We start from the raw sequence: 21,148 nt of genomic DNA on the forward strand, positions 1-21,148 counted from the left end.
CACGCCGCCGCCTTCCTGCCCGGCCTCGTCCAGGGCGTAGGTCGTCGTGGCCGTGGGCCGCGCGGGGCGCTTCGAGGGCGAAGTGGGCCAGGGCGGTACAGAGGGGATCGTCAGCTCGCAGGCCGCTCTCCTCAGCGATGGCTTGAGCCAGGGCGGCTGTATGGCGCAGCCACATGCTTTGTCCGTAGTCACGCAGGGCCGGCGTGCTGTTCACGAGGTCGAGGAACGCGGTGAAGCGGGCGTCGCTGTCGGCCGCGGCCATGCGGTGGCGCAGCGCGTGCTCGCACAGGGCCGCGGGAATCGACTGGCCTTCGCGACGCTCGCGTACGGCGGCGAGCAGGCGGGCCTCCTGGCCGGTGTCCTCGTCGAAGACGAGGGCCTCCTTGACCGGGAAATGCTTGAACAGCGTGGTGGTGGACACGTCGGCGGCATCGGCGATCTCGCGGATGCCGACGTCGTCGTAGCCGCGCTCCAGGAACAGGCGCATCGCGGCGTCGGCGATCGCCCGGCGGGTGGCGGCCTTCTTGCGTTCGCGGCGCCCCACCGGCGCGGTGCCGGCCCGCGGGCTCAGGCGAGGGCGGCGGCCAGCAGGGCGAAGGCGGCGACCTGGCCCCATACCCCGCACTCCGGACGGGCACCCGCCCTCCAAGTCGGCATCAGGTCAGCGAAAGCTCTGCCCCACGCGCCCGCGGACGGCCCCACCGCGGGATCGCCCAGCACCGCGGCTCAGGCTCGCGGCCCGCTCAGCCGGCCTTCCACGAGCACCCGGAAAGCGGGAGGCAGCACCCGACCGCCTCCCGCCCGGCAATCGCGGAAACCCAGACATTCCCGCAGGTCAACGCACCCGTCCCCGGGGTTTCAGCGGCACCGCCGGCAGCTCGGGGGCGGGCAGCGGAGCACCGTCGTACCCCTTCACCTCGCCGAATCTCGACCCTTCCATCCAGTCCCGGCGGGCCTGTGCGATCTCCTCCTGCGACCGTCCGATCCAGTTCCAGAACATGACCAGCTCCTCCTCGAAGGGCTCGCCGCCGAGGAGCATCAGGCCCGCGTCCGACTCGGCTCGCAGCGGGAGTTCGGTACGGCCGCAGCCGAGGTAGAGCATGGAGCCCGGCAGGACCGGCACGCCGTCCACGTGGGCCTCGCCGGACATGGACAGCACGGCGTACTCGAAGTCCGGCTCGACCGGAAGGCGTACGTCCGCGCCGCGGGCGAGGGCGAGGTCGGCGCCGACGATGGGCGTGTACGCCGTGCCGGGCGAGGTCGCTCCGTCCAGGTCGCCGAGGATCAGCGTGGCGGTCAGGCCGGGGGCGGTGACGGCCGGCAGCTCGGCGTGGTACTCGAAGTGCGGGTCGGTGTGGCGGTGGGCGTCCGGGAGGGCCACCCACAGCTGCGCGCCGTGCAGGAAGCGGGCGTGCGACCTGGGGCTCTCCTCGGAGTGGCTGATCGCGCGGCCGGAGGTCATCAGGCCCAGTTCCCGCGGGCGGATCAGCTGCCGGCTGCCGGTGGAGTCGCGGTGCAGCACCTCGCCGTCGTGCAGCCAGCTCACCGTCTGCAGGCCCATGTGCGGGTGCGGCGGCACCTGCATGCCGGGCTCGTCGGCGATGTCGTCGGGGCCGTAGTGGTCGACGAAACACCAGGCGCCCACCATGCGCCGGCCCAGGTTGGGCAGCAGCCGGCGGACCTCGGTGGACTCACCGAGCCGGACGTGGCGCGGGCTGAGGAGTTCGCGTACGGGCTCGGCCACCACGAAGCCGCGGCCGCCGCACAGGGCGGGGGCCGCCACGCGGTCGAGATTGCTCATGCGCCCAACCTAGCGCCGCCCGGCGCCGCCGTCAGTCCGCCGCCGTCAGTCCGCCGCCGTCAGTCCGCCGCCGTCAGTCCGCGCCGCCCCGGCCGTACGCACGGCGTTGCCTGGGCGGGTGCCGCAGCCCGGCGCCCGGCGCCCGGGGCCCCGGTTCCGGAAGGCGTCGTTCCTTGGAGGCACAGCGGTGCGTGCCGTTCCAGGGGCTCCTGGGGCTTCAGGGGCTTCAGGGGCTTCAGGGGCTTCAGGGGCTTCAGAGGCGGAAGGATCTCCAGGAGGCTCCGGTGGCGGCAAGGGGCCGTGGCATGCTGGGCCGATGGGAACTCCGAGTGATCGCACGCCGCTTGCCGAACAGGTCGAGGAACTCCTCGCCCCCGGCGGCCCGTTGCCCATCGTCGCGGCCGGCGATCCGGTCCTGCGGCGGGGCGCCGAACCCTTCGACGGCCAGCTGGAGCCGGCGCTGCTGGCACGGTTCGTCGAGGCGCTGCGTCTCACGATGCGCGCGGCGCCGGGGGTCGGGCTGGCGGCGCCGCAGGTCGGCGTGGGCCTGCGGATCGCGGTGATCGAGGATCCGGCGCCGGTCCCCCCGGAGGTGCGGGAGGCACGCGGGCGGGTGCCGCAGCCGTTCCGGGTGCTGGTCAATCCGTCGTACGAGCCCGTGGGCACCGCCCGGGCCGCGTTCTTCGAGGGCTGCCTGAGCGTGCCGGGCTGGCAGGCGGTGGTGGCGCGGTACGCGGAGGTACGGCTGCGCGCGCGGGACGAGCACGGGGCGGTGGTGGACGAGGTGTTCGCGGGGTGGCCCGCCCGGATCGTGCAGCACGAGACGGACCACCTCGACGGCACGCTGTACCTGGACCGGGCGGAACTGCGCTCCCTGTCGTCGCATACGGCGATGGCGGAGCGCTGGACACAGCCGACGCCGGCCCGGGCCGCGGCGGAACTGGGATTCGACCTGCCCGAGAGTCCCGGAGGCGGCGCCGGCCGGCGGTGACGAGGCGGCCCTGAGGGGCGTTCGGGGGGGCGTTCGGAGGCGCCGGTGCGGAGCGCCTCCGTTTCCGGTCCGGCGGCCGGATGCCGCCCGGCGCCGGTCGCGGGGCCGGGTGCCACGACGTGCCGGGCGGGGACGGTTCCGTCCGCGTCAGCTGTCCCGGTACGCCTCCAGCAGCCGCAGCCACACCTCGCTGATCGTCGGGTAGGACGGCACGGCGTGCCACAGGCGGTCGACCGGGACCCGTCCGGCGACCGCGATCGTCGCCGAGTGGATGAGCTCGCCGACCCCGGGACCGACGAGGGTCACACCGCGTACGATCTCGTCCTCCAGGTCGACCACCATGCGGGCCCGGCCCCGGTAGCCGTCGCCGTACAGGCCGGCGCCGGCCACCGTCGACAGGTCCACGTCGACGGCGCGGACGCGGTGGCCGGCCTGTTCGGCCTCGGCCAGGGACAGGCCCACGGCGGCCGCCTCCGGGTCGGTGAACACCACCTGCGGGACGGCCGCGTGGTCGGCGGTCGCCGCGTGCGCGCCCCAGGGGTGGGACTCCAGGTCGTCGGTGCCGGAGGCCCGGGCGGCGATCGCGGCGCCGGCGATGCGCGCCTGGTACTTGCCCTGGTGGGTGAGGAGGGCGCGCCGGTTGACGTCTCCGACGGCGTACAGCCAGTCGTGGCCGGGCACCCGCAGGCTGTCGTCGACGTCGAGCCAGGAACCCGGCTCCAGGCCGACGGTCTCCAGGCCGATGTCGTCGGTGCGCGGGGCGCGGCCGGTGGCGAAGAGGATCTCGTCGGCCTCGATCCGGTCACCGCGGTCGGTGACGGCCACGACGGTGCCGTTCTCCCGGCCGACCGACGTCACGGAGGTGCCGGTGCGCACGTCGGCCCCGGCCTCGGTGAGCGCCTCGGCGACCAGTTCGCCGGCGAACGGCTCCATGCGGGCGAGCAGGCCCTTGCCGCGCACGAGCAGGGTGACGCGGGAGCCGAGGGCCTGCCAGGCGGTGGCCATCTCGGCGGCGACCACGCCGCCGCCGACCACGATCAGCCGGCCCGGCACGGCCTTGGCGCTGGTGGCCTCACGGCTGGTCCACGGACGTACGGCGTCGAGTCCCGGCAGGTCGGGCAGGGCGGCGCGGCTGCCGGTGCAGACGGCGACGGCGTGCCGGGCGGTCAGGACGCGCCGCTCGCCGCCGGGGCCGGTCACGGTCACCGTGCGCGGGCCGCTGAGCCGGCCCCGGCCGCGGTGGAGGTCGACACCGACGCCCTCCAGCCACTGCACCTGGCCGTCGTCCTTCCAGTGGGAGGTGTAGGCGTCGCGGTGGGCGAGAACGGCGGGCGCGTCGAGGGGGCCCTGCACCGACTGGCGCAGTCCGGGCACGCGGCGGGCCTCGGCACGGGCGATGACCGGGCGGAGCAGTGCCTTGCTGGGCATGCACGCCCAGTAGGAGCATTCGCCGCCGACCAGTTCGTCCTCCACGATGGCGGTGGACAGCCCGGCGGCGCGGGTGCGGTCGGCGACGTTCTCGCCGACGGGTCCGGCGCCGATCACCACGACGTCGTACGCGTTGGTTTCCGTATCCGTCATGGGGTCAGTCTGGTGGGTGGTGTGCGTGGTGGCCACATGGGTACGTGCGCGGAATACCCGCCCGGTCGGCCCTGTTGTGCCGACGGCTTCGCCCCGACACCAGGAAGAGGGAACACGCCATGAGCAGCACCGTGGAGCTCACCAAGGAGAACTTCGACCGGACGGTCACGGACAACGAGTTCGTCCTGATCGACTTCTGGGCGGAGTGGTGCGGTCCGTGCCGTCAGTTCGCGCCGGTCTACGAAAGGGTGGCCGAGCAGAACCCCGATCTGGTGTTCGGCAAGGTCGACACCGAGGCCCAGCCGGAGCTGGCCGCGGCTTTCAAGATCCAGTCCATTCCCACGCTGATGATCGTGCGGGACCAGATCGCCGTGTTCGCCCAGCCCGGCGCGCTGCCCGAGGCCGCTCTGACGGACGTCATCGGGCAGGCCCGGAAGCTGGACATGGACGAGGTGCGCAAGTCGATCGCCCGGCAGCAGGGTCAGGGACAGGCTCAGGGGCAGAGCGAGCAGGGGCAGAGCGAGGAGAGCGGGCAGTCCGGGCAGTGAGGCCCGTCCGCTCCCGGCCGGCCCGGCCCGGCGGGCCGGTCAGCTCGGCGGACCGGTGCGGGTCACCCGTGCGACCAGGTCCAGCCAGCCCGCCTCCAGGCGGGTCAACGGCATCCGGCACTGCCGGGTGAGGTGGTGGACGAGGACGGGGTCGAGGTAGGCCATCAGTGTGTGGACGAGCAGTTCGGTGTCCGCGTCCGGGAGGGCCTGCCGCAGCAGCAGGGCCACGTGATGGCGCAGGAAGCGGCGGGGCGGGGACGTGAAGCGGCGCTCGGCGCTCGGTTCGGCGGCCAGTTGCAGTTCGAGCTCGTCGGCCGTACGGCGCAGCACCGCGCAGCCGAACGCCCGCAGCCGTTCCACGGGCGGCGCCCCGGGGCCCAGGGGCGGGGGGCCACCGAGGAGCGCGGCCTGGAACTTCTTCTCGGAGTGGTCCAGCAGCGCCATGAGCAGGCCGGTGCGGTCGCCGAAGCGCCGGAACACCGTGCCCTTGCCCACCGAGGCCGCCGCGGCCACCGCCTCCATCGTGACGCCGGCCGCCCCGTGCTCCGCCACCAGCCGCGCGGCGGCCTCCAGTAGCCGGGCCCGGTTGCGCGCGGCGTCGGCACGCAGGCCGGACTCGCCGTCATCGACACCCAGCTGGAGCAACTCGGCCTGGTCGACGTCCTGTTGGGGCTTCGGAAAGGGAGGCAGGGCGGCTGGCATGGAGACAGCGTAAAGCATCGGGAACAAAACTGGACCGCGGTCCGCTTAGAATGATAGAAACTTAAACGGACCGCGGTCCGGATCGTTGCAGCAGTGTTTCGCACACCTGGGAGTTCTTCATGTCCGTTCGCATCCTCGCGCTCGTCGGCAGCGTCCGCGCCGGCTCGCACAACCGCCAGCTCGCCGAAGCCGCCGTGAAGCTCGCCCCCGCGGGCGCCGAGGTGCAGCTCTTCGAGGGCCTCGCCGAGATCCCCTTCTACAACGAGGACATCGATGTCGAGGGCGCCGTCCCGGCCGCCGCCGTCCGGCTGCGCGAGGCCGCCGGTGCCGCCGACGCCCTGCTGCTGTTCACGCCGGAGTACAACGGCACCATCCCGGCCGTCCTGAAGAACGCCATCGACTGGCTGTCCCGCCCGTACGGCGCCGGCGCCATCAGCGGCAAGCCGGTCGCCGTGGCCGGTACCGCCCTCGGCCAGTACGGCGGTGTCTGGGCGCACGACGACACCCGCAAGGCCGTGGGTGTCGCCGGCGGCAAGGTGGTGGAGGACGTCAAGCTGTCCATCCCGGGTTCCTCGAACCGCTTCGGCTCGATCCACCCGGCCGACGACGCCGAGGTCGCCGCGCAGCTCGTCGAGATCGTCACCCGGCTGCAGGGCGAGGCCGGCGAGGCCGCGGCCGCCTGACCGGCGCCTGCGGGTCCGCATCAGGGCCGGAGGTCCGACGCGTCGCGTCGGACCTCCGGCCCTTCGCGCGTGCGGGCCACTGGCAGCCGTCCACCAGGTGCAGCACGGCGTCCGGTCCGGCCCTTCGCGCGTGCGGGCCACTGCCGAACCGGTGGTGGCGGGCCGCCGCCGAACCGGCGCGAGCGGCCGTCCGCCGGACGGACCGGGTGACCGCCCGCCGGACGGACCGGGCGCCCCTTCTGTCCGGGGCTCTCAGGCCACCGCCGTCGATGCCAGCGCGCGCAGTTCCTCCAGAGCGGCCGCGACCGCCGGACGCCGGTGTCCGCCGCGGCGCGTGCAGGTCAGCAGTTTGCGGTGCGGTCGCCCCGCGCAGGGCACCCGCACGATCGGCAGGTGCGGGGCCGTACGGGCGAGCCGGGGGATCAGGGCGACCCCCAGGCGATGGGCGACGAGGTGGGCGGTGACGTTCCAGTCCAGCGCGTGATGGATCACGTCGGGGGTGAACCCGGCGGCCCCGCACGCGGACATCACGTGCGGCCGGCAGGGGCTCTCGGGCACGGGCGCGATCCACGACTCGTGCGCCGCCTCCGCCAGGCCGACGCGGTCGCGCCCGGCGAGGGGATGGTCCTCGGGGACGACGAGGTCGAACGGGTCGTCCAGGAGGGGCCGCTGGTCGAAGCGGGCGTCGCCCCTCGGCGGATTGCGCGGCGTGGTCTCCACCACCGCCAGGTCGCTCTCGCCTTCGAAGAGCAGGTCGAAGCTCTCGGGGACGCCCGCCTCCCGGATCCGGACCGACAGACCCGGATGCCGCTCGCGCAGCCGCGCCGCCACCGGCGCCAGCAGCACCGAGACGGCCACCGGGAACCCGGTCAGGCGCAGCGGCCCCGCGGGGGTGCCGCGCTCGGCGCGCAGGTCGAGCTCGGCCTGCTCCCAGCGGGCCTGGATGGCGTCGGCGTGCGCGAGGAGACTCTCGGCGGCCGGTGTGAGCCGTACCCCCCGGCCCTGCGGCTCCAGCAGGCCGACGCCCAGGTCCCGGGCGAGCTGGCGGATCTGCTGGGAGGCGGCGGACGGGGTGACGTGCAGGGCGTGGGCGGCGGCGGTGACCGTGCCGTAGTGGGCGACCGCCCTCAGGACGTGGAGCCGGCGCAGGTCAATCATGAAGCCCACGCTTCACGGTGAGCTCCACGAAGTCAACCTGGACGTGTACGGTCCCGGCGGCGCACCCTGGCTGTGTCGCGACGGCCGGCCGGACCCACCGGTTCAGCACCCGAGACGCACGAGGAGTCGCCATGTCCAGCACGACCGGTACCGCCTGCCCGCACTGCGGATGGCCGGACGGTGCCGAGCCCTTCCAGGTGGTGTCCGGGCACACCACCGCCGCGGGCCGCACGGTGTGGACCCGGTGCGGCTGCGGTTCGCTGCAGGTCCGGGTCGTCGACGCGCGCGGCGTGCGCGTGGTCTCCCGCAGCCGCCCCGCGCCGGACCACCCCAGCCCGGCGGGCCGCTGAACGACCGGATGGTTCGGGGGCGATTGCGGAGGCGATTCCGGGGGCGAAGAAGGCGCAGGCCGCGGCACCGGGGCACCGTTGACAGGAGCTCGGCCGGGGCCGTACACATCACCGTACGTACCGCTGTACATATCGCTGTACATATCGCTGTGCGTGTCTGCGGACACGGCCCACCGGACACCGCCTGTGACGTCGATCGGTAGTTGGCCGTCTCGTTCGGCAGTTGGCCAGCAGCAGGTGCTGACGTCGTCGGAGCCGGTGAGGCGGAGGCTGTACCGGACGCCGTCGGCCAGGACGGCAGTGCCGTCGTCGGCGCGGACCAGGAGGCCGGCGTTGACCAGCCCGGCGACGGTGGCCGCGGTCGGCTTCTCGGGATCGGTGGAGACGGAGCCCCCGTAGGACGCCTGGAACAGCACGGCCGCGTCCTGGTTGCTGAGGACGTCGCGTTGGAGCGGCCGGGTGCGGGTCCGGGTGATCGCCGCCCTGGACGCCGCGGCCGCTGTCCGGCTCCGGGCCACCGTCCAGGCCGGCCTCCCGCCACGCGCAGGACGTTCCGGTTCGCGGTTCGCGTTCGTCTGCGAGTGCACCCCTGTCCCATGGCGCCGGCAGGTCACCCCGTACTTCTACGAGCGGGGGCCACTGCTGTGCGGGGTGTGCCTGGCCGAGTTCCGTCCCGCCGGCACCGTCGTCCTGCCCACCCAGAAGGGCGGGGAGGACGGATGATTCCCTGCTCGCACCGGATGAAGGGCGGCGCTTCACCTGGGCGCCGGCCGGCCCGGGCCGAGCGGGGCTTTCGGGCCGTACGGCTCGGGCGCCGGCGACGACATCGACGCGCCGGGGCCAGGCACCCGCCGAGCCGGACAACGACGGCACGGATCGATGGGCACGCTGTGGCGGACCGTGCTGTCCGCGCTCCAGAACCCCGAGGCACCCGGCCGCGAGGAGACCATCGCCCGCGGCGCCACAGCCCTCGCTCCCAAGCGGGCCCCGTACTTCGACCGTCGAGGACGTGCTGGAGATCGGACAGGTTCGGCGCCCGGCGAGAACGTTCACGGTCGGCTGTCCGGCGCACCGCCCGGCGGCTGTGCCGGGACGTCTTGGCGTATGGCTCGGCCAGCCGTCCCGCCAGAGGCGGTCCGGGGTTCGGTCGCGCGGGTTGGTGGTCAGTAGCCGACGGTGAAGCGCTGACGGTGGTGGCGGGGCTGCTCGATCTCGTCGAGGAGGGCGACGGCGTAGTCCTCGACGGAGATGGTGCTGTTGCCGTTGTCGTCCGTGACGAGGTGGGTCTGCCGCACGATCGGGTGGCATCTGAACTGGCTTGCCCTATCGGGCGGGTGGGAAGGATGTCGCTGTGCCCAAGCCTTAGAAACTGCATCAGACCCTGCAGGCACCAGGCCGCTTCGGAATTCGTCTGATCGCGCGTCACCGGCAGCGAGCGTGCGCTCGCCCCTCTCATCCTCGCCCTGCTTCCCGAGCTACGGCACCGCAGACACCGGGGATCGATCGCCAACGGCCTCGTGCCCCCGGGACCGAACACCCGTTACGCCCGGCTCAAGCCACTGCTGACGGAGTACACCGGCCAACTGGCCGCCGTCGTCGGCCAACTCCCGGCCGGCCGACTACCAGTCGGCATAATGGCCAACTGCGAATCGTCACAACCGTCTGACCAGTGAAGACCGCGGGGACGGCCGGCCACCTGGCGATCGAGGTCACACCGCCGGCAGCTGTCCCGGCACGGTGGCAGGAGGCGTGGGTATGGGTGTGGGCATGGGCGTGCGGCGGCTTCCCCTGTCCGGGGTGACGGTGGTCAGCGTGGAGCAGGCCGTGGCGGCGCCCTATGCCACCCGGCAGCTCGCCGACCTCGGCGCGCGGGTCGTCAAAGTGGAGCGGCCGGGCGACGGCGACTTCGCCCGCCGCTACGACGCGGCCGTGCACGGCCACTCCAGCTACTTCGTGTGGCTCAACCGGTCCAAGGAGTCCCTCACCCTGGACCTGAAGGACCCGCGGGGCCGTGAGATCCTCCACGACCTGCTGGACGGGGCCGACGTGTTCGTCCAGAACCTCGCCCCGGGCGCCGCCGGCCGTCTCGGCCTCGGCACGGACGCCCTCACCGGCCGGTACCCCCGGCTGATCCCCTGCACGATCTCCGGCTACGGCACCACGGGCCCCTGGGCCGGCCGCAAGTCCTACGACCTGCTGGTGCAGTGCCAGACGGGCCTGGTGTCCCTGACCGGGACCCCGGAGGCCACCGCCCGCGTGGGCGTCTCCGTCGCCGACATCGCCGCGGGGATGTACGCCTACAGCGGCGTCCTCACCGCCCTGTACACGCGCGCCACCACCGGCACGGTCCATCCCGTGGAGGTGTCGCTGTTCGAGGCGCTGGCCGAGTGGATGGGCCAGCCCGCCTACTACACCCGGTACGGCGGCAGCCAGCCCGCGCGCCTGGGCACGCGGCACGCCACCATCGCGCCGTACGGCGCCTACCGCGCCGCCGACGGCAAGGAGGTGCTGTTCTCCGTCCAGAACGAGCGCGAGTGGGCCGCCCTGTGCGCGGACTTCCTCGGCCGGCCGGAACTGGCCGGCGACCCCCGGTTCGCGACCGGCCCCGACCGGGTCGCCCACCGCGAGGAGCTCGACGCGATCGTCGCGCGGCGGTTCGCGCGGTCGGGCAGCGCGGAGATCCTGAAGGAGCTGGAGGAGATCGGCGTCGCCTGCGCGGGGGTCAACGACGTCGCCGCGTTCCTCGGCCACCCCGTGCTGGCGGCCCGCGACCGCTGGCGGGAGGTGACCGTGCCCGGCGGGGCGACGGTGGAGGCGCTGCTGCCGCCGGCCGACCTCGCCGGCGTACCCGCCCGCATGGACCCCGTCCCGGCCGTCGGGGAGCACACCGACGCCATCCTCGCGGAGCTCGGCCGCGGCCCCGGCGACATCGCGGCGCTGCGCGCGGACGGCGTCGTCTGAGGTCCGAGGGCGCGAGGCCCCCCGCACCGCGAGGACGAGCACGGTGAAGCCGAGCCAGGGGGCGCCGGTCTCGGGCACATGGGCCCCGGACTCGCGCAGGGCGTGCAGGGGGTACTGGGCGCGCGGCACCGGCTTCACGCCGGTGGACAGGGCTCACTTCCCGGAGCCGGGCGCGGGCCGGTCGCCGTGCAGGGCCGCCAGCACGTCGCTGTCCGTCAGCTGCCCGAAGTCGTCGTACCAGAGGCCGACGGCCTGGAACGCGGCCGGCCGGTGCAGGCAGACCACCTCGTCGGCCTCCGCGCGCATCAGCTCCGCCGCCTCGGGCGCGCCGACCGGCACGGCCAGCACGAGCCGCCCGGGGTCCCGGCGCCGCAGGGAGCGCAGGGCCGCACGGGCCGTCGAGCCGGTGGCCAGGCCGTCGTCGACGACGATCACGGTACGGCCCCGCACGTCGGGGGCGGGGCGGCCCTGCCGGTAGCGCTCCTCGCGGCGCCGGAGTTCCGCGCGCTCCCGCGCCACCACGGGGGCCAGCTCGGCCTCGGTGAGGCCCAGTCGGTGCAGGGCGCGTTCGTCGTAGAGCGGGTCGTCGTCGCCGGCGATCGCGCCGATGCCGTACTCCTCCTGGAACGGCGCCCCGATCTTCCGCACGACGAGCACGTCGAGCGGGGCGTCGAGCTCCCGGGCGACCTCGCGCGCCACGGCCACGCCACCGCGCGGCAGCGCGAGGACGACGGGGTCCGGCAGGGCGCCCTCGTCCCGCAGGGCCCGCAGCTTCTCGGCCAGCGCCTGCCCGGCCTGCCGACGGTCGTGGAACCGCATGGCTGCCGTTCCTCCTTCCTCGGCTCCCCCGCCTCCCTGATCCCGGTCCCCCGGTTCCCAGCTCCCCGGTCCCCCGGTTCCCAGGTCCCCGGTCCCCCGGTTCCCCGGCGGATTCCGGCCGCCCCCGGTGTGTCCCCCGCGTACCCTTCGGGGCCGCCTCGATGCGGCGTCCCGGCCTTCGGCCGCGGGGGGTGTTCACCCGTTGGGAGCAGGAGGTGTTTCCGAACGGCCGGTGCAGGCAACCCGGCACCCGGCGCGAGCCACGACCCCCTCGCGCCCCGGCCGGCAGCCCGGCCGACTCGAACGTGACGGGAGTTCCCGGATGACCACTGCCCCCTCCCATCCGCAGCCCGCCCGCTCGGGCCCGCGCATCGGCGTGCTCGGCTCCTACGGCGGTTTCAACATCGGCGACGAGTCGATCCTGACCTGCATCCTGAACTGTCTGCGCGCCCAGCGGCCGGACGCGCACTTCGTCGTCTTCAGCCGGAACGCCGAGCACACCCGCGTCCACCATCCCGACGTCCACGAGGTGCTGGACTGGGAGGGCGTCAGCCGCAACCACGTCTCGGAGGCGCTGACCGGCCTGGACCTGCTGGTGCTGGGCGGCGGCGGCATCCTCTACGACAGCGAGGCGCGCCGCTATCTGCGGCTGGTGCGCACCGCGCAGGACCGGGGCGTGCCGACCTTCGCCTACGCCGTCGGCGCCGGACCGCTGCGGGAGGCGGAGGACCGGGAGGCGGTGCGCACCGTGCTGGCGGACATGGACGACGTGGTCGTGCGGGACCAGGAGTCCAAGCTGGTCCTGGAGGAGGTCGGCCTGGAGCGGGAGGTCACCGTCACCGCCGATCCGGCGCTCCTGCTGACGCCCGAGCCGTTCACCGACGCGATGATGCGCGACGAGGGCGTGCCCACCGACACCCGGCTGGTGGGCATGTCGGTGCGGGAGCCGGGCCGGGCGGCCGAGAAGCTGGACGAGGGCGACTACCACGCGCTGCTCGCCGACGTCGCCGACTTCCTCGTACGGCGGCTCGACGCGCACGTGGTGTTCCTGCCGATGGAGCGGCACGACGTGCGGCACGCGCATGCCGTGCTGTCCCACATGACCGCGCCGGACAAGGGCCGCATCCTGCACGGCGCCTACAGCCCGGGGCAGGTCCTGGGCTTCATGCGCCATCTGGACCTGGCCGTCGGCATGCGGCTGCACTTCGTGATCTTCGCCGCGCTCTCCGGTGTACCGGTGCTGCCGCTGCCGTACTCCGGCAAGGTGTTCGACTTCGCGCGCCGGCTCGGGGCCCCGGCGCTGGTGGGGGTGGCGCGCGAGCAGGCCGGACTGCTGCTGGCGGAGGTGGACCGGCTCTGGGACGAGTACCCGCAGCGCCGCGACGACCTGCGCGGCCGGATGCGGGAGCTGTCCATGCTCGCGCGGGAGACCTGCGTGCGCTGCGGCGTCCTGCTCGACGAGATCGACGGCGGGCGGCGGGAGGGGGCCGCGGAGGCGGAGACGGACGCGAGGGCGGGATCAGGTACGGCCCCGGGGACGGACGCGGGGGCGGGATCAAGGACGGACGCGGGGGCGGATGCCGGGGCGGGCACAGGGACAGGAGCAAGAGCCGGCGCGAAGGCGGGTGCGGAGACGGGCCCGGAGACGGAACCGCCCCGTCCCGCCGAGCCCCGCCCCCTGATCGTCTGACCGCCGCTTCCGCCCGGCGAGGGTCCGGCCGCCGCCCCGCCCGGTGGCGCCCCGCACCGCCGCCGGGCCGCGACGGCCGGGTCCGCGCCATCGTCCGCCGAGGCGCCCGCGCCGGGGCCGCCGGCCCCGGCGCCGAGCCTTTTGCCCGTCCTCCCGAGGAGACCGATGCCGATCCTGGAAGAGCCCCACGAGCCTCGCACGGTCACGCTGCCGGCACGTCCGGCCCGGCACGGCGGGCGCTGTGACGTCCTGGTGGTCGGCGGCGGTCCCTCCGGGTGCGCCGCCGCGGTCGCCGCGGCCGACGCCGGGGCCGACGTGGTCCTGGTGGAGCGCTACGGCTTCCTCGGCGGCAACGCGACCGTGGCGCTGGTGATGCCGCTGATGTCGTTCCACAACGAGCACAAGCAGGCCGCCTTCACCGAGGCCGGGGACAACGCCCGGCTGCTGCCCACCGACCACGGCGAGGGCGAGCCGGTGGTCGCGGGCGTCCTGTGGCAGCTGCTGGACCGGCTCATGGGGCGCGGCGGCTGCCTGCCGCCCTCCCCGAAGACCGGGTACACGGTGCCCTTCGATCCGGAGCTGTTCAAGCTGTCCCTGCTGGAGATGCTGGACGAGGCGGGGGTGCGGATGCTGTTCCACGCCTTCGCCTCCACCGCGCTTCCCTTGGACGACGGCGCCGGCTGGCGGGTGGTGTTCGAGACGAAGTCCGGGCCGGTGGTGATCGACGCCGGGGTGGTGGTGGACGGCACCGGCGACGGCGACGTGGCGGCGGCCTGCGGGGCGTCGTACGAGATCGGCCGGCCGGAGGACGGGCTGGTGCAGCCGATGACCCTGATGTTCCGCGTGGCGGACTTCGCTCGGCCGGACTTCGCCGACTACGTGCGCGCCCATCCCGACCAGTGGCGCGGGGTGCACGGCCTGTGGGACCTGATCGAGGAGGCCAGGGCCGCCGGTGAGCTGCGGCTGCCGCGCGAGGACATCCTGCTCTTCGCGACCCCGCACCCGCGCGAGGTCGCCGTCAACAGCACCCGGGTGACGCGGGTGCTGGGCACCAGCGTGTGGGACCTCACCCGGGCCGAGTACACGGCCCGCCGCCAGCTCGCCCAGATCGACCGCTTCCTGCGCACCCGCGTGCCCGGTTTCGAGGAGTCGTACGTGGTGCAGAGCGGCACCCACATCGGCGTCCGGGAGACCCGGCGGGTGGTCGGCGACTACCAGCTGACCGGTCACGACATCCTGGCCGCCCGCCCGTTCCCGGACGTCGTCGCGCACGGCGCCTACCCGATCGACATCCACAACCCGCGCGGCTCCGGCACCGTGCTGAAGCGGGTACCCAGGGGCCGCTTCTACGACATCCCGCTGCGCTGTCTCGTCCCGAAGGGGACCGACCGGCTGCTGGTGGCGGGGCGCTGCATCTCGGGGACGCACGTGGCGCACTCGTCGTACCGGGTGATGCCGATCGCGATGGCGACCGGGCAGGCCGCGGGCGTGACCGCCGCGCTGACCATCCGCCACGGCAACGGTCCGCGGGGCGTGCCCTACCGGCTGGTGCAGCGGGAACTGCTGCGGCAGGGCGCCCGGCTGCGCACGGGCCCGGGCACGCCGGACTGACGACACCCGGCTGCACACCGGCCCGGGCACGCCTGCATGACGGCACCCGGTCGCGCACCGACCGGGACGCGCCGGTCCGGCGGCGCCCGGCCGCGCACCGCTCCGGGCCCGCCGAGCCACCGAGTTCGCCGGACCGCCGAGTCCACCGAGCTCGGTGGACTCGGCGGTCCGGGGCGGCCTGGGTCAACCGGCCGCGGACCGCAGGTGCTCGTCGCACCACCGCCGGGCGGCGTCGGCGGCCCGGTCCAGGGTGCCGGGCTCTTCGAACAGGTGGGTGGCGCCGGGGACGACGTGCACGGTGTGCGGGGCGCGCAGCCGCCGGGCCGCCTCCTGGTTCAGCCCCAGCACCTGCTCGTCCCTGCCGCCCACGATCAGCAGCACCGGCGCCCGTACGGCGTCCAGGGCGTCACCGGCGAGGTCGGGCCGTCCGCCGCGCGAGACGACGGTGAGCACCCGGTCCGGCCGCTCGGCCGCGGCGGTCAGGGCCGCCGCGGCGCCGGTACTGGCGCCGAACAGGGCGACAGGCAGGCCGCGGGTGCCGGGCGCGTCCGCCAGCCAGTCGATCGCGGCCACCAGGCGGTGGCCCAGCAGGGGGATGTCGAAGCGGTGCTCGGCGGTGAGCACGTCCCGCGCTTCCTCCTCCTCGGTGAGCAGGTCCATCAGCAGCGTGCCGAGCCCGGCGGCGCGCAGTACGCCGGCGACCCTGCGGTTGCGCGGGCTGTGCCGGGAGCTGCCGCTGCCGTGCGCGAAGAGCACGACGGCCCGGGCCCGCTCCGGCACGGCGAGGTCGCCCGCGAGTGCGGCGCCGCCGGCGGGCACCGTGACCGGTCGGGAGACCATCGGTGGCCTCCTTCTCCTCGGGGCCGGCCGAGTCGTTCCGTGGTGATCGCGTCGCCGATCAGGGCGTACGGCCCGGCGGAGGTGGACGGGAAGCCCTCGTCCCGGCGGCACGCGTTCCACGAAGTGTGACGCCGGGCACAGAGGCAACTCCATAGTCGTGCACGGGCGGCGTGACGGCACGGCGGTACGGCGGCACGTCGGCACGGCGGTACGGCGGCACGGCGGTACGGCGGCACGTCGGTACGGCGGCACGTCGGTACGGCGGCACGGCGGTACGGCAAGCAGGGCGGAGCGTCCGCGTCGTACGAGGGCGCGGCGCGCGGCGATCGGACAGGCGGTGAACATGCTCGGGGACACGGGCGACGACAGGCAGGCGCGGGAGCAGGGCGAGAGCGGCCACCGGGCGGTGCCGCACACCGCCGACATCCGCATCGAGGCGTGGGCGGCGAGCCGGGAACGGTGTCTGGCGGAGGCGGTGCTGGCGATGGTCGAGTGCTTCGCCGACGTCTCCGGGGTGCGGCCGACGGCCGTGGACCGGGTGCGGCTGGCCGAGGGCTGCGACGAGGATCTGCTGGCCACGCTGCTGGACGAGGTCATCTTCCGGCTGGAGGTGCACGGCCGGGTGCCCGTGGACGTCGAGGCGGACGAGGACGACGGCGGCCTCGACGTCCGGCTGGCGGTGGCCGGGCTGGACGACGTCGAGCTCACCGGTGCGGCGCCGAAGGCCGTGGCCTGGAACGAGCTGCGGATCGGGCCGGACGCCTACGGGTGGTCGTGCGCGGTGACCGTCGACGCGTGAGCGGCGGGTGCGGAGCGGGCGGGCGGCGGGTGACGGCCGCCCCGGCGGACGTCAGCCCTTGACCACGCCCAGCGGCACCAGCCGGGCCACCGTGCGGCACAGCCCCGCGCGTTCGCTCGCGGCCACCACCGCGCTCACGTCCTTGTACGCCTCCGGCGTCTCCTCGGCCAGGCCGCGCCAGGAGCGCGGGCGCACCGCGATGCCGGCCGCGTCGAGCCGGGCCCGCACCTCCTTGCCGGTCACCGCGCGGGCGGCCTGGTGGCGGCTGAGCACCCGGCCCGCGCCGTGGCAGGTGGAGTGGAAGGCGTCGCCGCCCGGCACCCCGGTCAGCACGTACGAGGCGGTGCCCATGGTGCCGGGGATCAGCACCGGCTGCCCGGACCGGCGCAGGTCGGGCGGCAGCTCCGGGTGGCCCGGCGGGAAGGCGCGGGTGGCGCCCTTGCGGTGCACGCACAGCCGGCGCCGCCCGCGCCCGGCCACCTCGTGGGTCTCGGTCTTGGCGAGGTTGTGGGACACGTCGTACACCAGGGACAGCCGCGCGCCCGCCGCGCGGCGGAACACCTCGCGGGCCGCATGGGTGAGCAACTGGCGGTTGGCGCGGCCGTAGTTGGCGGCGGCGGCCATCGCGCCCAGGTACGCCTGCCCCTCGGGCGAGTCGACCGGGGCGCAGGCCAGCTGCCGGTCGGGGACGGTGATGCCGTACCGGGCCATGGCGCGGTCCATCGCCCGGACGTGATCGGTGCAGATCTGGTGCCCGAGGCCGCGCGAACCGCAGTGGATCATCACGCACACCTGGCCGGCGGCGAGCCCGAAGGCGCCGGCGACCGCTTCGTCGTAGACCTCGGCGACCTGCTGGACCTCCAGGAAGTGGTTGCCCGACCCGAGACTGCCGACCTGGGCGAGGCCGCGCTCGCGGGCCCGTTCGCCGACCTGCGTCGCGTCGGCGCCGGCGACCGCGCCGCCGTCCTCGCAGCGGAGGAGGTCGCGTTCCTCGCCGTACCCCTCCTCGACCGCGTACCGGGAGCCGTCGGAGAGGATCCGCTCCAGCGGTCCGGGGCCGGCCGGCCGCCACACGCCGCCGGGGCCCGCGCCGCGCGGGATCGCCCCGTCCAGGCCGTCCATGACGGCGCCCAGCGCCCGCCTCAGCTCCCGGCCGTCCGCGTCGGCGGCCAGCAGCCGCACCCCGCAGGAGATGTCGAAGCCGACCCCGCCGGGCGAGACGACGCCGCCCTCGTCGACGTCGGTGGCCGCCACGCCGCCGATGGGGAAGCCGTAGCCCCAGTGGATGTCGGGCATGGCGTACGAGGCGCCGACGATGCCCGGCACCGTGGCCACGTTGACGACCTGCGCCAGGGACTTCTCGGCGTCGGCCAGCAGGTCCCGGGAGGCGAACACCACGCCCGGCACCCGCATCGCGCCGTGCGGCTCGATCCGGTAGCGGCAGGGGCGCTCCTCGACCAGTTCCATCGCGACCTCCCGCGACTCGCGTCCCCTCACGTGCCCCTTGTGCCCCCCTCACGTCCCCTCGCCTCCGCGGTACCCGCGCCGGGCGCCGCCATGTCGGGCCGGGCACCCGCAATCCGCCCCGATTCGCCGATTTCATCCGTAACCGCCCCGACTCGCCCTGCCCCGTCCTACCGTGGGGACATGGACGGCGGTGGCACCGTGACGCTGTTCCTGTGCGGCGACGTGATGCTCGGGCGCGGCGTCGACCAGATCCTGGCGCACCCCGGCGACCCGGAGCTGCGCGAGGAGTACGTGCGGGATGCGCGGGCCTACGTCCGGCTGGCGGAGTCGGCCGGCGGCCCCGTGCCCGCGCCCGTGCCGCCCGAGTGGCCGTGGGGCGAGGCGCTGCGCGTGCTGGAGGAGGCCGCCCCGGACGCCCGGATCGTCAACCTGGAGACGGCCCTCACGCGCGGCGGCGCCTTCGCGCCCGGCAAGGCGGTCCACTACCGCATGCACCCCGCCAACCTGCCCGCCCTGACGGTGGCCCGGCCCGACGTGTGCGTCCTGGCCAACAACCACGTCCTGGACTTCGGCCGCGCGGGCCTGGCCGAGACCCTCGGCACGCTGGCGGGCGCGGGGCTGCGCACGGCGGGCGCGGGCCGCGACGCCGCCGAGGCGTACGCGCCCGCGGTGGTCCCGCTGGGCGGCGGCGGCCGGCTGCTGGTGTTCGCCCTCGGGACGCGGTCAAGCGGCATCCCCGCCGGGTGGGCGGCGACCGCCGGCCGGTCCGGTGTCGCGTACGTGGCCGAGCCGACGCCCGCGGCGGCCGAGGCCGTCGTCCGGCGCGTACGGCGGGCCGGGCGGCCCGGCGACATCGTGGTGGTGTCCGTGCACTGGGGGTCGAACTGGGGGTACCGGGTGCCCGCGGAGCAGGTCCGGTTCGCGCACGCCCTGGTGGACGGCGGGGTCGACGTCGTGCACGGCCACTCCTCGCACCACCCCCGCCCGCTGGAGGTGTACCGCGACCGCCTGGTGCTGTACGGCTGCGGCGACTTCGTCGACGACTACGAGGGCATCACGGGCTACGAGGAGTACCGGGACGACCTGCGGCTCGCCCACCTGGTGACGGTCGCGGCGGGCACCGGCCCGGACGCCGGACCGGGGACCGGCCGGGACTCCGGACGGGACGCCGGGCGGTTGCGCGCGCTGCGCATGGTGCCGCTGCGGGTGCGGCGGATGCGGCTGGAACAGGCGTCCGGGGAGGACCGCGCCTGGCTGCGGGCGACGCTGGACCGGGTGAGCGCGGGGGTGCGCGTGCTCCTGGCGGCCGACGGCGCGCTCACCGTCGCGTGGGACGGCGGGCGGACCGGGCAACGGGAGGGATGAGGAGCGGGGAGCGAGGCGGACGCGGCCCGGGGGTCCAAGGGCCCAGGGGTGAGGGGCCGAGCGGGGTCAGCCCGCCCAGGCCACGAGGCGGTCCCGGGTCTCGGGCGCCCGCAGCTGCGCGAGCGACGCCTTCTCCAGCTGGCGTACGCGCTCCCGGGTCAGGCCCACGTGCCGGGCCACCTGTTCCAGGGTGCGCGGCCGTCCGTCGTGCAGGCCGTAGCGCAGGCTGAGGATCAGGGCCTCGCGGGGCGCCAGCGTGCCGACGGCTTCGCGCAGCTCCTCGGCGAGCGCCTGGTACTCGGCGACCTCCGGCGCCTGGAGGACCTCGGTGTCGGGGATGAGGTCGCCGACCACGGTCTCGCCGGTGTCGTCGACCGGGGTGTCCAGGCTGACCGCGTCCCGCCCGACCCGGCGCAGCCAGACGACCTTGTCCTCGGCCAGACCGCTCTCCCGGGCCACCTCCCGCGCGGTCGGTTCGCGCTCCAGGTCCAGCCGGAGACGGCGTTCGACCTTGCCGAGCTTGTGCAGCTGCTCCACGACGTGCATGGGCAGCCGTACCGTCCGCGCGTGCGTCGCCACACCGCGTTCGATCGCCTGGCGGATCCACCAGGTGGCGTACGTCGAGAACTTGAACCCCTTGGTGTGGTCGAACTTCTCCACCGCCCGGATCAGCCCCAGGTTGCCCTCCTGGATGACGTCCAGCAGGGGCAGGCCCCGGTGGGCGTGCCGCTTGGCCATCGCGACCACCAGCCGCAGGTTGGCCCGCACCATGTGGTCCTTGGCCTCCTGCCCGTCGCGGACGGCCTCCTGGAGCGCCCGGCGGCGCTCGGGCGACGGCGCGGGCTCGCCCACGTCGGCCTGCTCCAGTTCCTCCAGGGCCCGTATCCCGGCCTCCATGCGCCGGGCCAGCCGCACCTCGTCCTCCGCGGTGAGCAGCGGGGTGGCCCCGATCTGGGTCAGGTACTGGCCCAGCAGGTCGGGTTCCTCGTACGGCTCGGGGACCCGGTTGCGCAGCCGTGCGGGGTGGGCGGGGGCCCGGCGGGACTCACGGGCCGCCACGGCGGTTTCTCCCTGGGGAGACATCTCGTACGCCTCCGTCTCCTCCTCGTACCGGAGGATCACGGGTACCCCGGCATCCCCGGGGCCGAACCGGACAGGCACACGGAGTCTGCCGTCACCCACACCCCCACATGTGCCCGATATGACGGAATCGTCCGGGGTACTCCGAGCCCATGACAGGTATCGAGCTCAGCAGCAGCGCGTTCAACGACCACTCCTTCATCACCCGGCGGTACGCGTACGAGGGGGAGAACGTCTCCCCTCCCCTGGCCTGGAGCGGTGTGCCGGACGACGCGGCCGAACTGGTCCTGCTGTGCGAGGACCCCGACGCGCCGTCGGGCACGTTCGTGCACTGGGTCGTGGTCGGTGTCGATCCCCGCAGCGACGGTGTCGCCGCGGGCCGGTGCCCGCCCGGCGGCACCGAACTCGTCAACGGGTACGGCGAACAGGGCTGGGGCGGCCCGCATCCCCCGCCGGGGGACGAGGCGCACCGCTACTTCTTCCGGCTCTACGCCCTGAGGGAGCCGTGTGTGCTGCCCGACGCGCCCGGCGCCGACGAGGTGCACCGGGCGGTGGACGAACGGCAGCTCGCGAACGGCACCCTGGTCGGGCTGTACCGGCGCTGACCGGCTCCCCGGGGCGCGGCCGGGCACCCGCCGCGCGGCCCGTGCCACCCGCGCCCACCACCCACCGCCCACCACCCACCGCTCACCACCCACCGCT

The 21,148-nt window shown here is 74.9% G+C and carries 19 protein-coding genes and 2 pseudogenes; 11 read left to right on the forward strand and 10 right to left on the reverse strand.

Annotation, left to right across the window (positions count from 1 at the left end; all coding sequences use genetic code 11):
- Nucleotides 1-46 precede the first annotated feature (46 nt).
- Both ABZ340_RS22330 and ABZ340_RS22335 read right to left on the reverse strand, forming a co-directional pair.
- Nucleotides 47-544, reverse strand: a pseudogene (locus tag ABZ340_RS22330) (helix-turn-helix domain-containing protein); the annotation flags it as partial.
- A 291-nt stretch (nucleotides 545-835) separates the two neighbouring features.
- Nucleotides 836-1,801: a pirin family protein gene (locus ABZ340_RS22335; RefSeq protein ID WP_358783553.1), complete on the reverse strand. Its 966-nt coding sequence runs from the start codon at nucleotides 1,799-1,801 to the stop codon at nucleotides 836-838.
- A gap of 316 nt (nucleotides 1,802-2,117) precedes the next feature.
- Between ABZ340_RS22335 and ABZ340_RS22340 the strand changes: the two genes are divergently transcribed.
- On the forward strand, nucleotides 2,118-2,792 hold the full coding sequence (locus tag ABZ340_RS22340) for a peptide deformylase (protein WP_358783554.1): 675 nt from the start codon (nucleotides 2,118-2,120) through the stop codon (nucleotides 2,790-2,792).
- A 147-nt stretch (nucleotides 2,793-2,939) separates the two neighbouring features.
- Here ABZ340_RS22340 and ABZ340_RS22345 read toward each other — a convergent pair whose 3' ends face one another.
- A complete protein-coding gene (locus ABZ340_RS22345; RefSeq protein ID WP_358783555.1) occupies nucleotides 2,940-4,373 on the reverse strand; it encodes an NAD(P)/FAD-dependent oxidoreductase in 1,434 nt (477 codons plus the stop codon).
- Between the two features lie 119 nt (nucleotides 4,374-4,492).
- Between ABZ340_RS22345 and trxA the strand changes: the two genes are divergently transcribed.
- Nucleotides 4,493-4,921, forward strand: a complete 429-nt coding sequence (trxA, locus tag ABZ340_RS22350; RefSeq protein ID WP_358783556.1) for a thioredoxin — start codon at nucleotides 4,493-4,495, stop codon at nucleotides 4,919-4,921.
- A 39-nt stretch (nucleotides 4,922-4,960) separates the two neighbouring features.
- Here trxA and ABZ340_RS22355 read toward each other — a convergent pair whose 3' ends face one another.
- Nucleotides 4,961-5,623 (reverse strand): helix-turn-helix domain-containing protein, encoded by a 663-nt coding sequence (locus tag ABZ340_RS22355; RefSeq protein ID WP_358783557.1) that lies wholly within the window; start codon nucleotides 5,621-5,623, stop codon nucleotides 4,961-4,963.
- A gap of 119 nt (nucleotides 5,624-5,742) precedes the next feature.
- Between ABZ340_RS22355 and ABZ340_RS22360 the strand changes: the two genes are divergently transcribed.
- Nucleotides 5,743-6,306: an NAD(P)H-dependent oxidoreductase gene (locus ABZ340_RS22360; RefSeq protein WP_358783558.1), complete on the forward strand. Its 564-nt coding sequence runs from the start codon at nucleotides 5,743-5,745 to the stop codon at nucleotides 6,304-6,306.
- Nucleotides 6,307-6,558: 252 nt separating this feature from the next.
- Here the strand turns inward: ABZ340_RS22360 and ABZ340_RS22365 are convergent, their stop codons facing one another.
- A complete protein-coding gene (locus tag ABZ340_RS22365) occupies nucleotides 6,559-7,464 on the reverse strand; it encodes a LysR family transcriptional regulator (RefSeq protein ID WP_358783559.1) in 906 nt (301 codons plus the stop codon).
- A gap of 131 nt (nucleotides 7,465-7,595) precedes the next feature.
- Between ABZ340_RS22365 and ABZ340_RS22370 the strand changes: the two genes are divergently transcribed.
- Both ABZ340_RS22370 and ABZ340_RS22375 read left to right on the forward strand, forming a co-directional pair.
- Nucleotides 7,596-7,814 carry a hypothetical protein gene (locus tag ABZ340_RS22370; RefSeq protein WP_358783560.1) on the forward strand — a complete coding sequence of 73 codons (219 nt, stop codon included), beginning with the start codon at nucleotides 7,596-7,598 and terminating at the stop codon, nucleotides 7,812-7,814.
- Between the two features lie 459 nt (nucleotides 7,815-8,273).
- A complete protein-coding gene (locus tag ABZ340_RS22375) occupies nucleotides 8,274-8,537 on the forward strand; it encodes a hypothetical protein (RefSeq protein WP_358783561.1) in 264 nt (87 codons plus the stop codon).
- A 440-nt stretch (nucleotides 8,538-8,977) separates the two neighbouring features.
- Here ABZ340_RS22375 and ABZ340_RS22380 read toward each other — a convergent pair.
- Nucleotides 8,978-9,094 (reverse strand): annotated as a pseudogene (locus ABZ340_RS22380) (NAD(P)-dependent oxidoreductase); the annotation flags it as partial.
- Between the two features lie 487 nt (nucleotides 9,095-9,581).
- Here ABZ340_RS22380 and ABZ340_RS22385 point away from each other — a divergent pair.
- Entirely contained in the window at nucleotides 9,582-10,775 is a 1,194-nt protein-coding gene (locus tag ABZ340_RS22385; RefSeq protein WP_358783584.1) for a CaiB/BaiF CoA-transferase family protein, read from the forward strand.
- 153 nt (nucleotides 10,776-10,928) lie between these two features.
- Here the strand turns inward: ABZ340_RS22385 and ABZ340_RS22390 are convergent, their stop codons facing one another.
- The gene (locus tag ABZ340_RS22390; RefSeq protein WP_358783562.1) at nucleotides 10,929-11,594 is read right to left on the reverse strand and encodes a phosphoribosyltransferase family protein; all 666 of its coding nucleotides are present in this window, start codon (nucleotides 11,592-11,594) and stop codon (nucleotides 10,929-10,931) included.
- A 322-nt stretch (nucleotides 11,595-11,916) separates the two neighbouring features.
- Between ABZ340_RS22390 and ABZ340_RS22395 the strand changes: the two genes are divergently transcribed.
- Nucleotides 11,917-13,284, forward strand: coding sequence for a polysaccharide pyruvyl transferase family protein (locus ABZ340_RS22395; RefSeq protein WP_358783563.1), 1,368 nt, complete (start codon nucleotides 11,917-11,919; stop codon nucleotides 13,282-13,284).
- Nucleotides 13,285-13,449: 165 nt separating this feature from the next.
- Complete coding sequence (locus tag ABZ340_RS22400) at nucleotides 13,450-14,895, forward strand: FAD-dependent oxidoreductase (RefSeq protein WP_358783564.1); 1,446 nt, start codon at nucleotides 13,450-13,452, stop codon at nucleotides 14,893-14,895.
- Between the two features lie 183 nt (nucleotides 14,896-15,078).
- On the opposite strand, the gene ABZ340_RS22405 is transcribed toward ABZ340_RS22400, so the two are convergent.
- Nucleotides 15,079-15,735 carry an alpha/beta family hydrolase gene (locus ABZ340_RS22405; RefSeq protein WP_358783565.1) on the reverse strand — a complete coding sequence of 219 codons (657 nt, stop codon included), beginning with the start codon at nucleotides 15,733-15,735 and terminating at the stop codon, nucleotides 15,079-15,081.
- Between the two features lie 343 nt (nucleotides 15,736-16,078).
- Between ABZ340_RS22405 and ABZ340_RS22410 the strand changes: the two genes are divergently transcribed.
- A complete protein-coding gene (locus tag ABZ340_RS22410) occupies nucleotides 16,079-16,534 on the forward strand; it encodes an archease (RefSeq protein WP_358783566.1) in 456 nt (151 codons plus the stop codon).
- A gap of 51 nt (nucleotides 16,535-16,585) precedes the next feature.
- Here ABZ340_RS22410 and ABZ340_RS22415 read toward each other — a convergent pair whose 3' ends face one another.
- A complete protein-coding gene (locus ABZ340_RS22415; protein WP_358783567.1) occupies nucleotides 16,586-18,001 on the reverse strand; it encodes an RtcB family protein in 1,416 nt (471 codons plus the stop codon).
- 180 nt (nucleotides 18,002-18,181) lie between these two features.
- Between ABZ340_RS22415 and ABZ340_RS22420 the strand changes: the two genes are divergently transcribed.
- On the forward strand, nucleotides 18,182-19,366 hold the full coding sequence (locus ABZ340_RS22420) for a CapA family protein (protein WP_358783568.1): 1,185 nt from the start codon (nucleotides 18,182-18,184) through the stop codon (nucleotides 19,364-19,366).
- A gap of 66 nt (nucleotides 19,367-19,432) precedes the next feature.
- Here ABZ340_RS22420 and ABZ340_RS22425 read toward each other — a convergent pair whose 3' ends face one another.
- Nucleotides 19,433-20,449 (reverse strand): sigma-70 family RNA polymerase sigma factor, encoded by a 1,017-nt coding sequence (locus ABZ340_RS22425; RefSeq protein ID WP_358783585.1) that lies wholly within the window; start codon nucleotides 20,447-20,449, stop codon nucleotides 19,433-19,435.
- Between the two features lie 149 nt (nucleotides 20,450-20,598).
- On the opposite strand from ABZ340_RS22425, the gene ABZ340_RS22430 reads away from it, so the two are divergent.
- Nucleotides 20,599-21,051, forward strand: coding sequence for a YbhB/YbcL family Raf kinase inhibitor-like protein (locus ABZ340_RS22430; RefSeq protein ID WP_358783569.1), 453 nt, complete (start codon nucleotides 20,599-20,601; stop codon nucleotides 21,049-21,051).
- Nucleotides 21,052-21,148: the final 97 nt, after the last annotated feature.

The sequence above is a fragment of the Streptomyces sp. NPDC006134 genome, assembly GCF_040628835.1.
Lineage (GTDB): Bacteria > Actinomycetota > Actinomycetes > Streptomycetales > Streptomycetaceae > Streptomyces.

Excerpts from the sequence above, each read along its gene's own strand:
- ABZ340_RS22335 (WP_358783553.1), bottom strand. The coding sequence starts at position 1,801 with ATGAGCAATCTCGACCGCGTGGCGGCCCCCGCCCTGTGCGGCGGCCGC.
- ABZ340_RS22340 (WP_358783554.1), top strand. The coding sequence starts at position 2,118 with ATGGGAACTCCGAGTGATCGCACGCCGCTTGCCGAACAGGTCGAGGAA.
- ABZ340_RS22345 (WP_358783555.1), bottom strand. The coding sequence starts at position 4,373 with ATGACGGATACGGAAACCAACGCGTACGACGTCGTGGTGATCGGCGCC.
- trxA (WP_358783556.1), top strand. The coding sequence starts at position 4,493 with ATGAGCAGCACCGTGGAGCTCACCAAGGAGAACTTCGACCGGACGGTC.
- ABZ340_RS22355 (WP_358783557.1), bottom strand. The coding sequence starts at position 5,623 with ATGCCAGCCGCCCTGCCTCCCTTTCCGAAGCCCCAACAGGACGTCGAC.
- ABZ340_RS22360 (WP_358783558.1), top strand. The coding sequence starts at position 5,743 with ATGTCCGTTCGCATCCTCGCGCTCGTCGGCAGCGTCCGCGCCGGCTCG.
- ABZ340_RS22365 (WP_358783559.1), bottom strand. The coding sequence starts at position 7,464 with ATGATTGACCTGCGCCGGCTCCACGTCCTGAGGGCGGTCGCCCACTAC.
- ABZ340_RS22370 (WP_358783560.1), top strand. The coding sequence starts at position 7,596 with ATGTCCAGCACGACCGGTACCGCCTGCCCGCACTGCGGATGGCCGGAC.
- ABZ340_RS22385 (WP_358783584.1), top strand. The coding sequence starts at position 9,582 with ATGGGCGTGCGGCGGCTTCCCCTGTCCGGGGTGACGGTGGTCAGCGTG.
- ABZ340_RS22390 (WP_358783562.1), bottom strand. The coding sequence starts at position 11,594 with ATGCGGTTCCACGACCGTCGGCAGGCCGGGCAGGCGCTGGCCGAGAAG.
- ABZ340_RS22395 (WP_358783563.1), top strand. The coding sequence starts at position 11,917 with ATGACCACTGCCCCCTCCCATCCGCAGCCCGCCCGCTCGGGCCCGCGC.
- ABZ340_RS22400 (WP_358783564.1), top strand. The coding sequence starts at position 13,450 with ATGCCGATCCTGGAAGAGCCCCACGAGCCTCGCACGGTCACGCTGCCG.
- ABZ340_RS22405 (WP_358783565.1), bottom strand. The coding sequence starts at position 15,735 with ATGGTCTCCCGACCGGTCACGGTGCCCGCCGGCGGCGCCGCACTCGCG.
- ABZ340_RS22410 (WP_358783566.1), top strand. The coding sequence starts at position 16,079 with ATGCTCGGGGACACGGGCGACGACAGGCAGGCGCGGGAGCAGGGCGAG.
- ABZ340_RS22415 (WP_358783567.1), bottom strand. The coding sequence starts at position 18,001 with ATGGAACTGGTCGAGGAGCGCCCCTGCCGCTACCGGATCGAGCCGCAC.
- ABZ340_RS22420 (WP_358783568.1), top strand. The coding sequence starts at position 18,182 with ATGGACGGCGGTGGCACCGTGACGCTGTTCCTGTGCGGCGACGTGATG.
- ABZ340_RS22425 (WP_358783585.1), bottom strand. The coding sequence starts at position 20,449 with ATGTCTCCCCAGGGAGAAACCGCCGTGGCGGCCCGTGAGTCCCGCCGG.
- ABZ340_RS22430 (WP_358783569.1), top strand. The coding sequence starts at position 20,599 with ATGACAGGTATCGAGCTCAGCAGCAGCGCGTTCAACGACCACTCCTTC.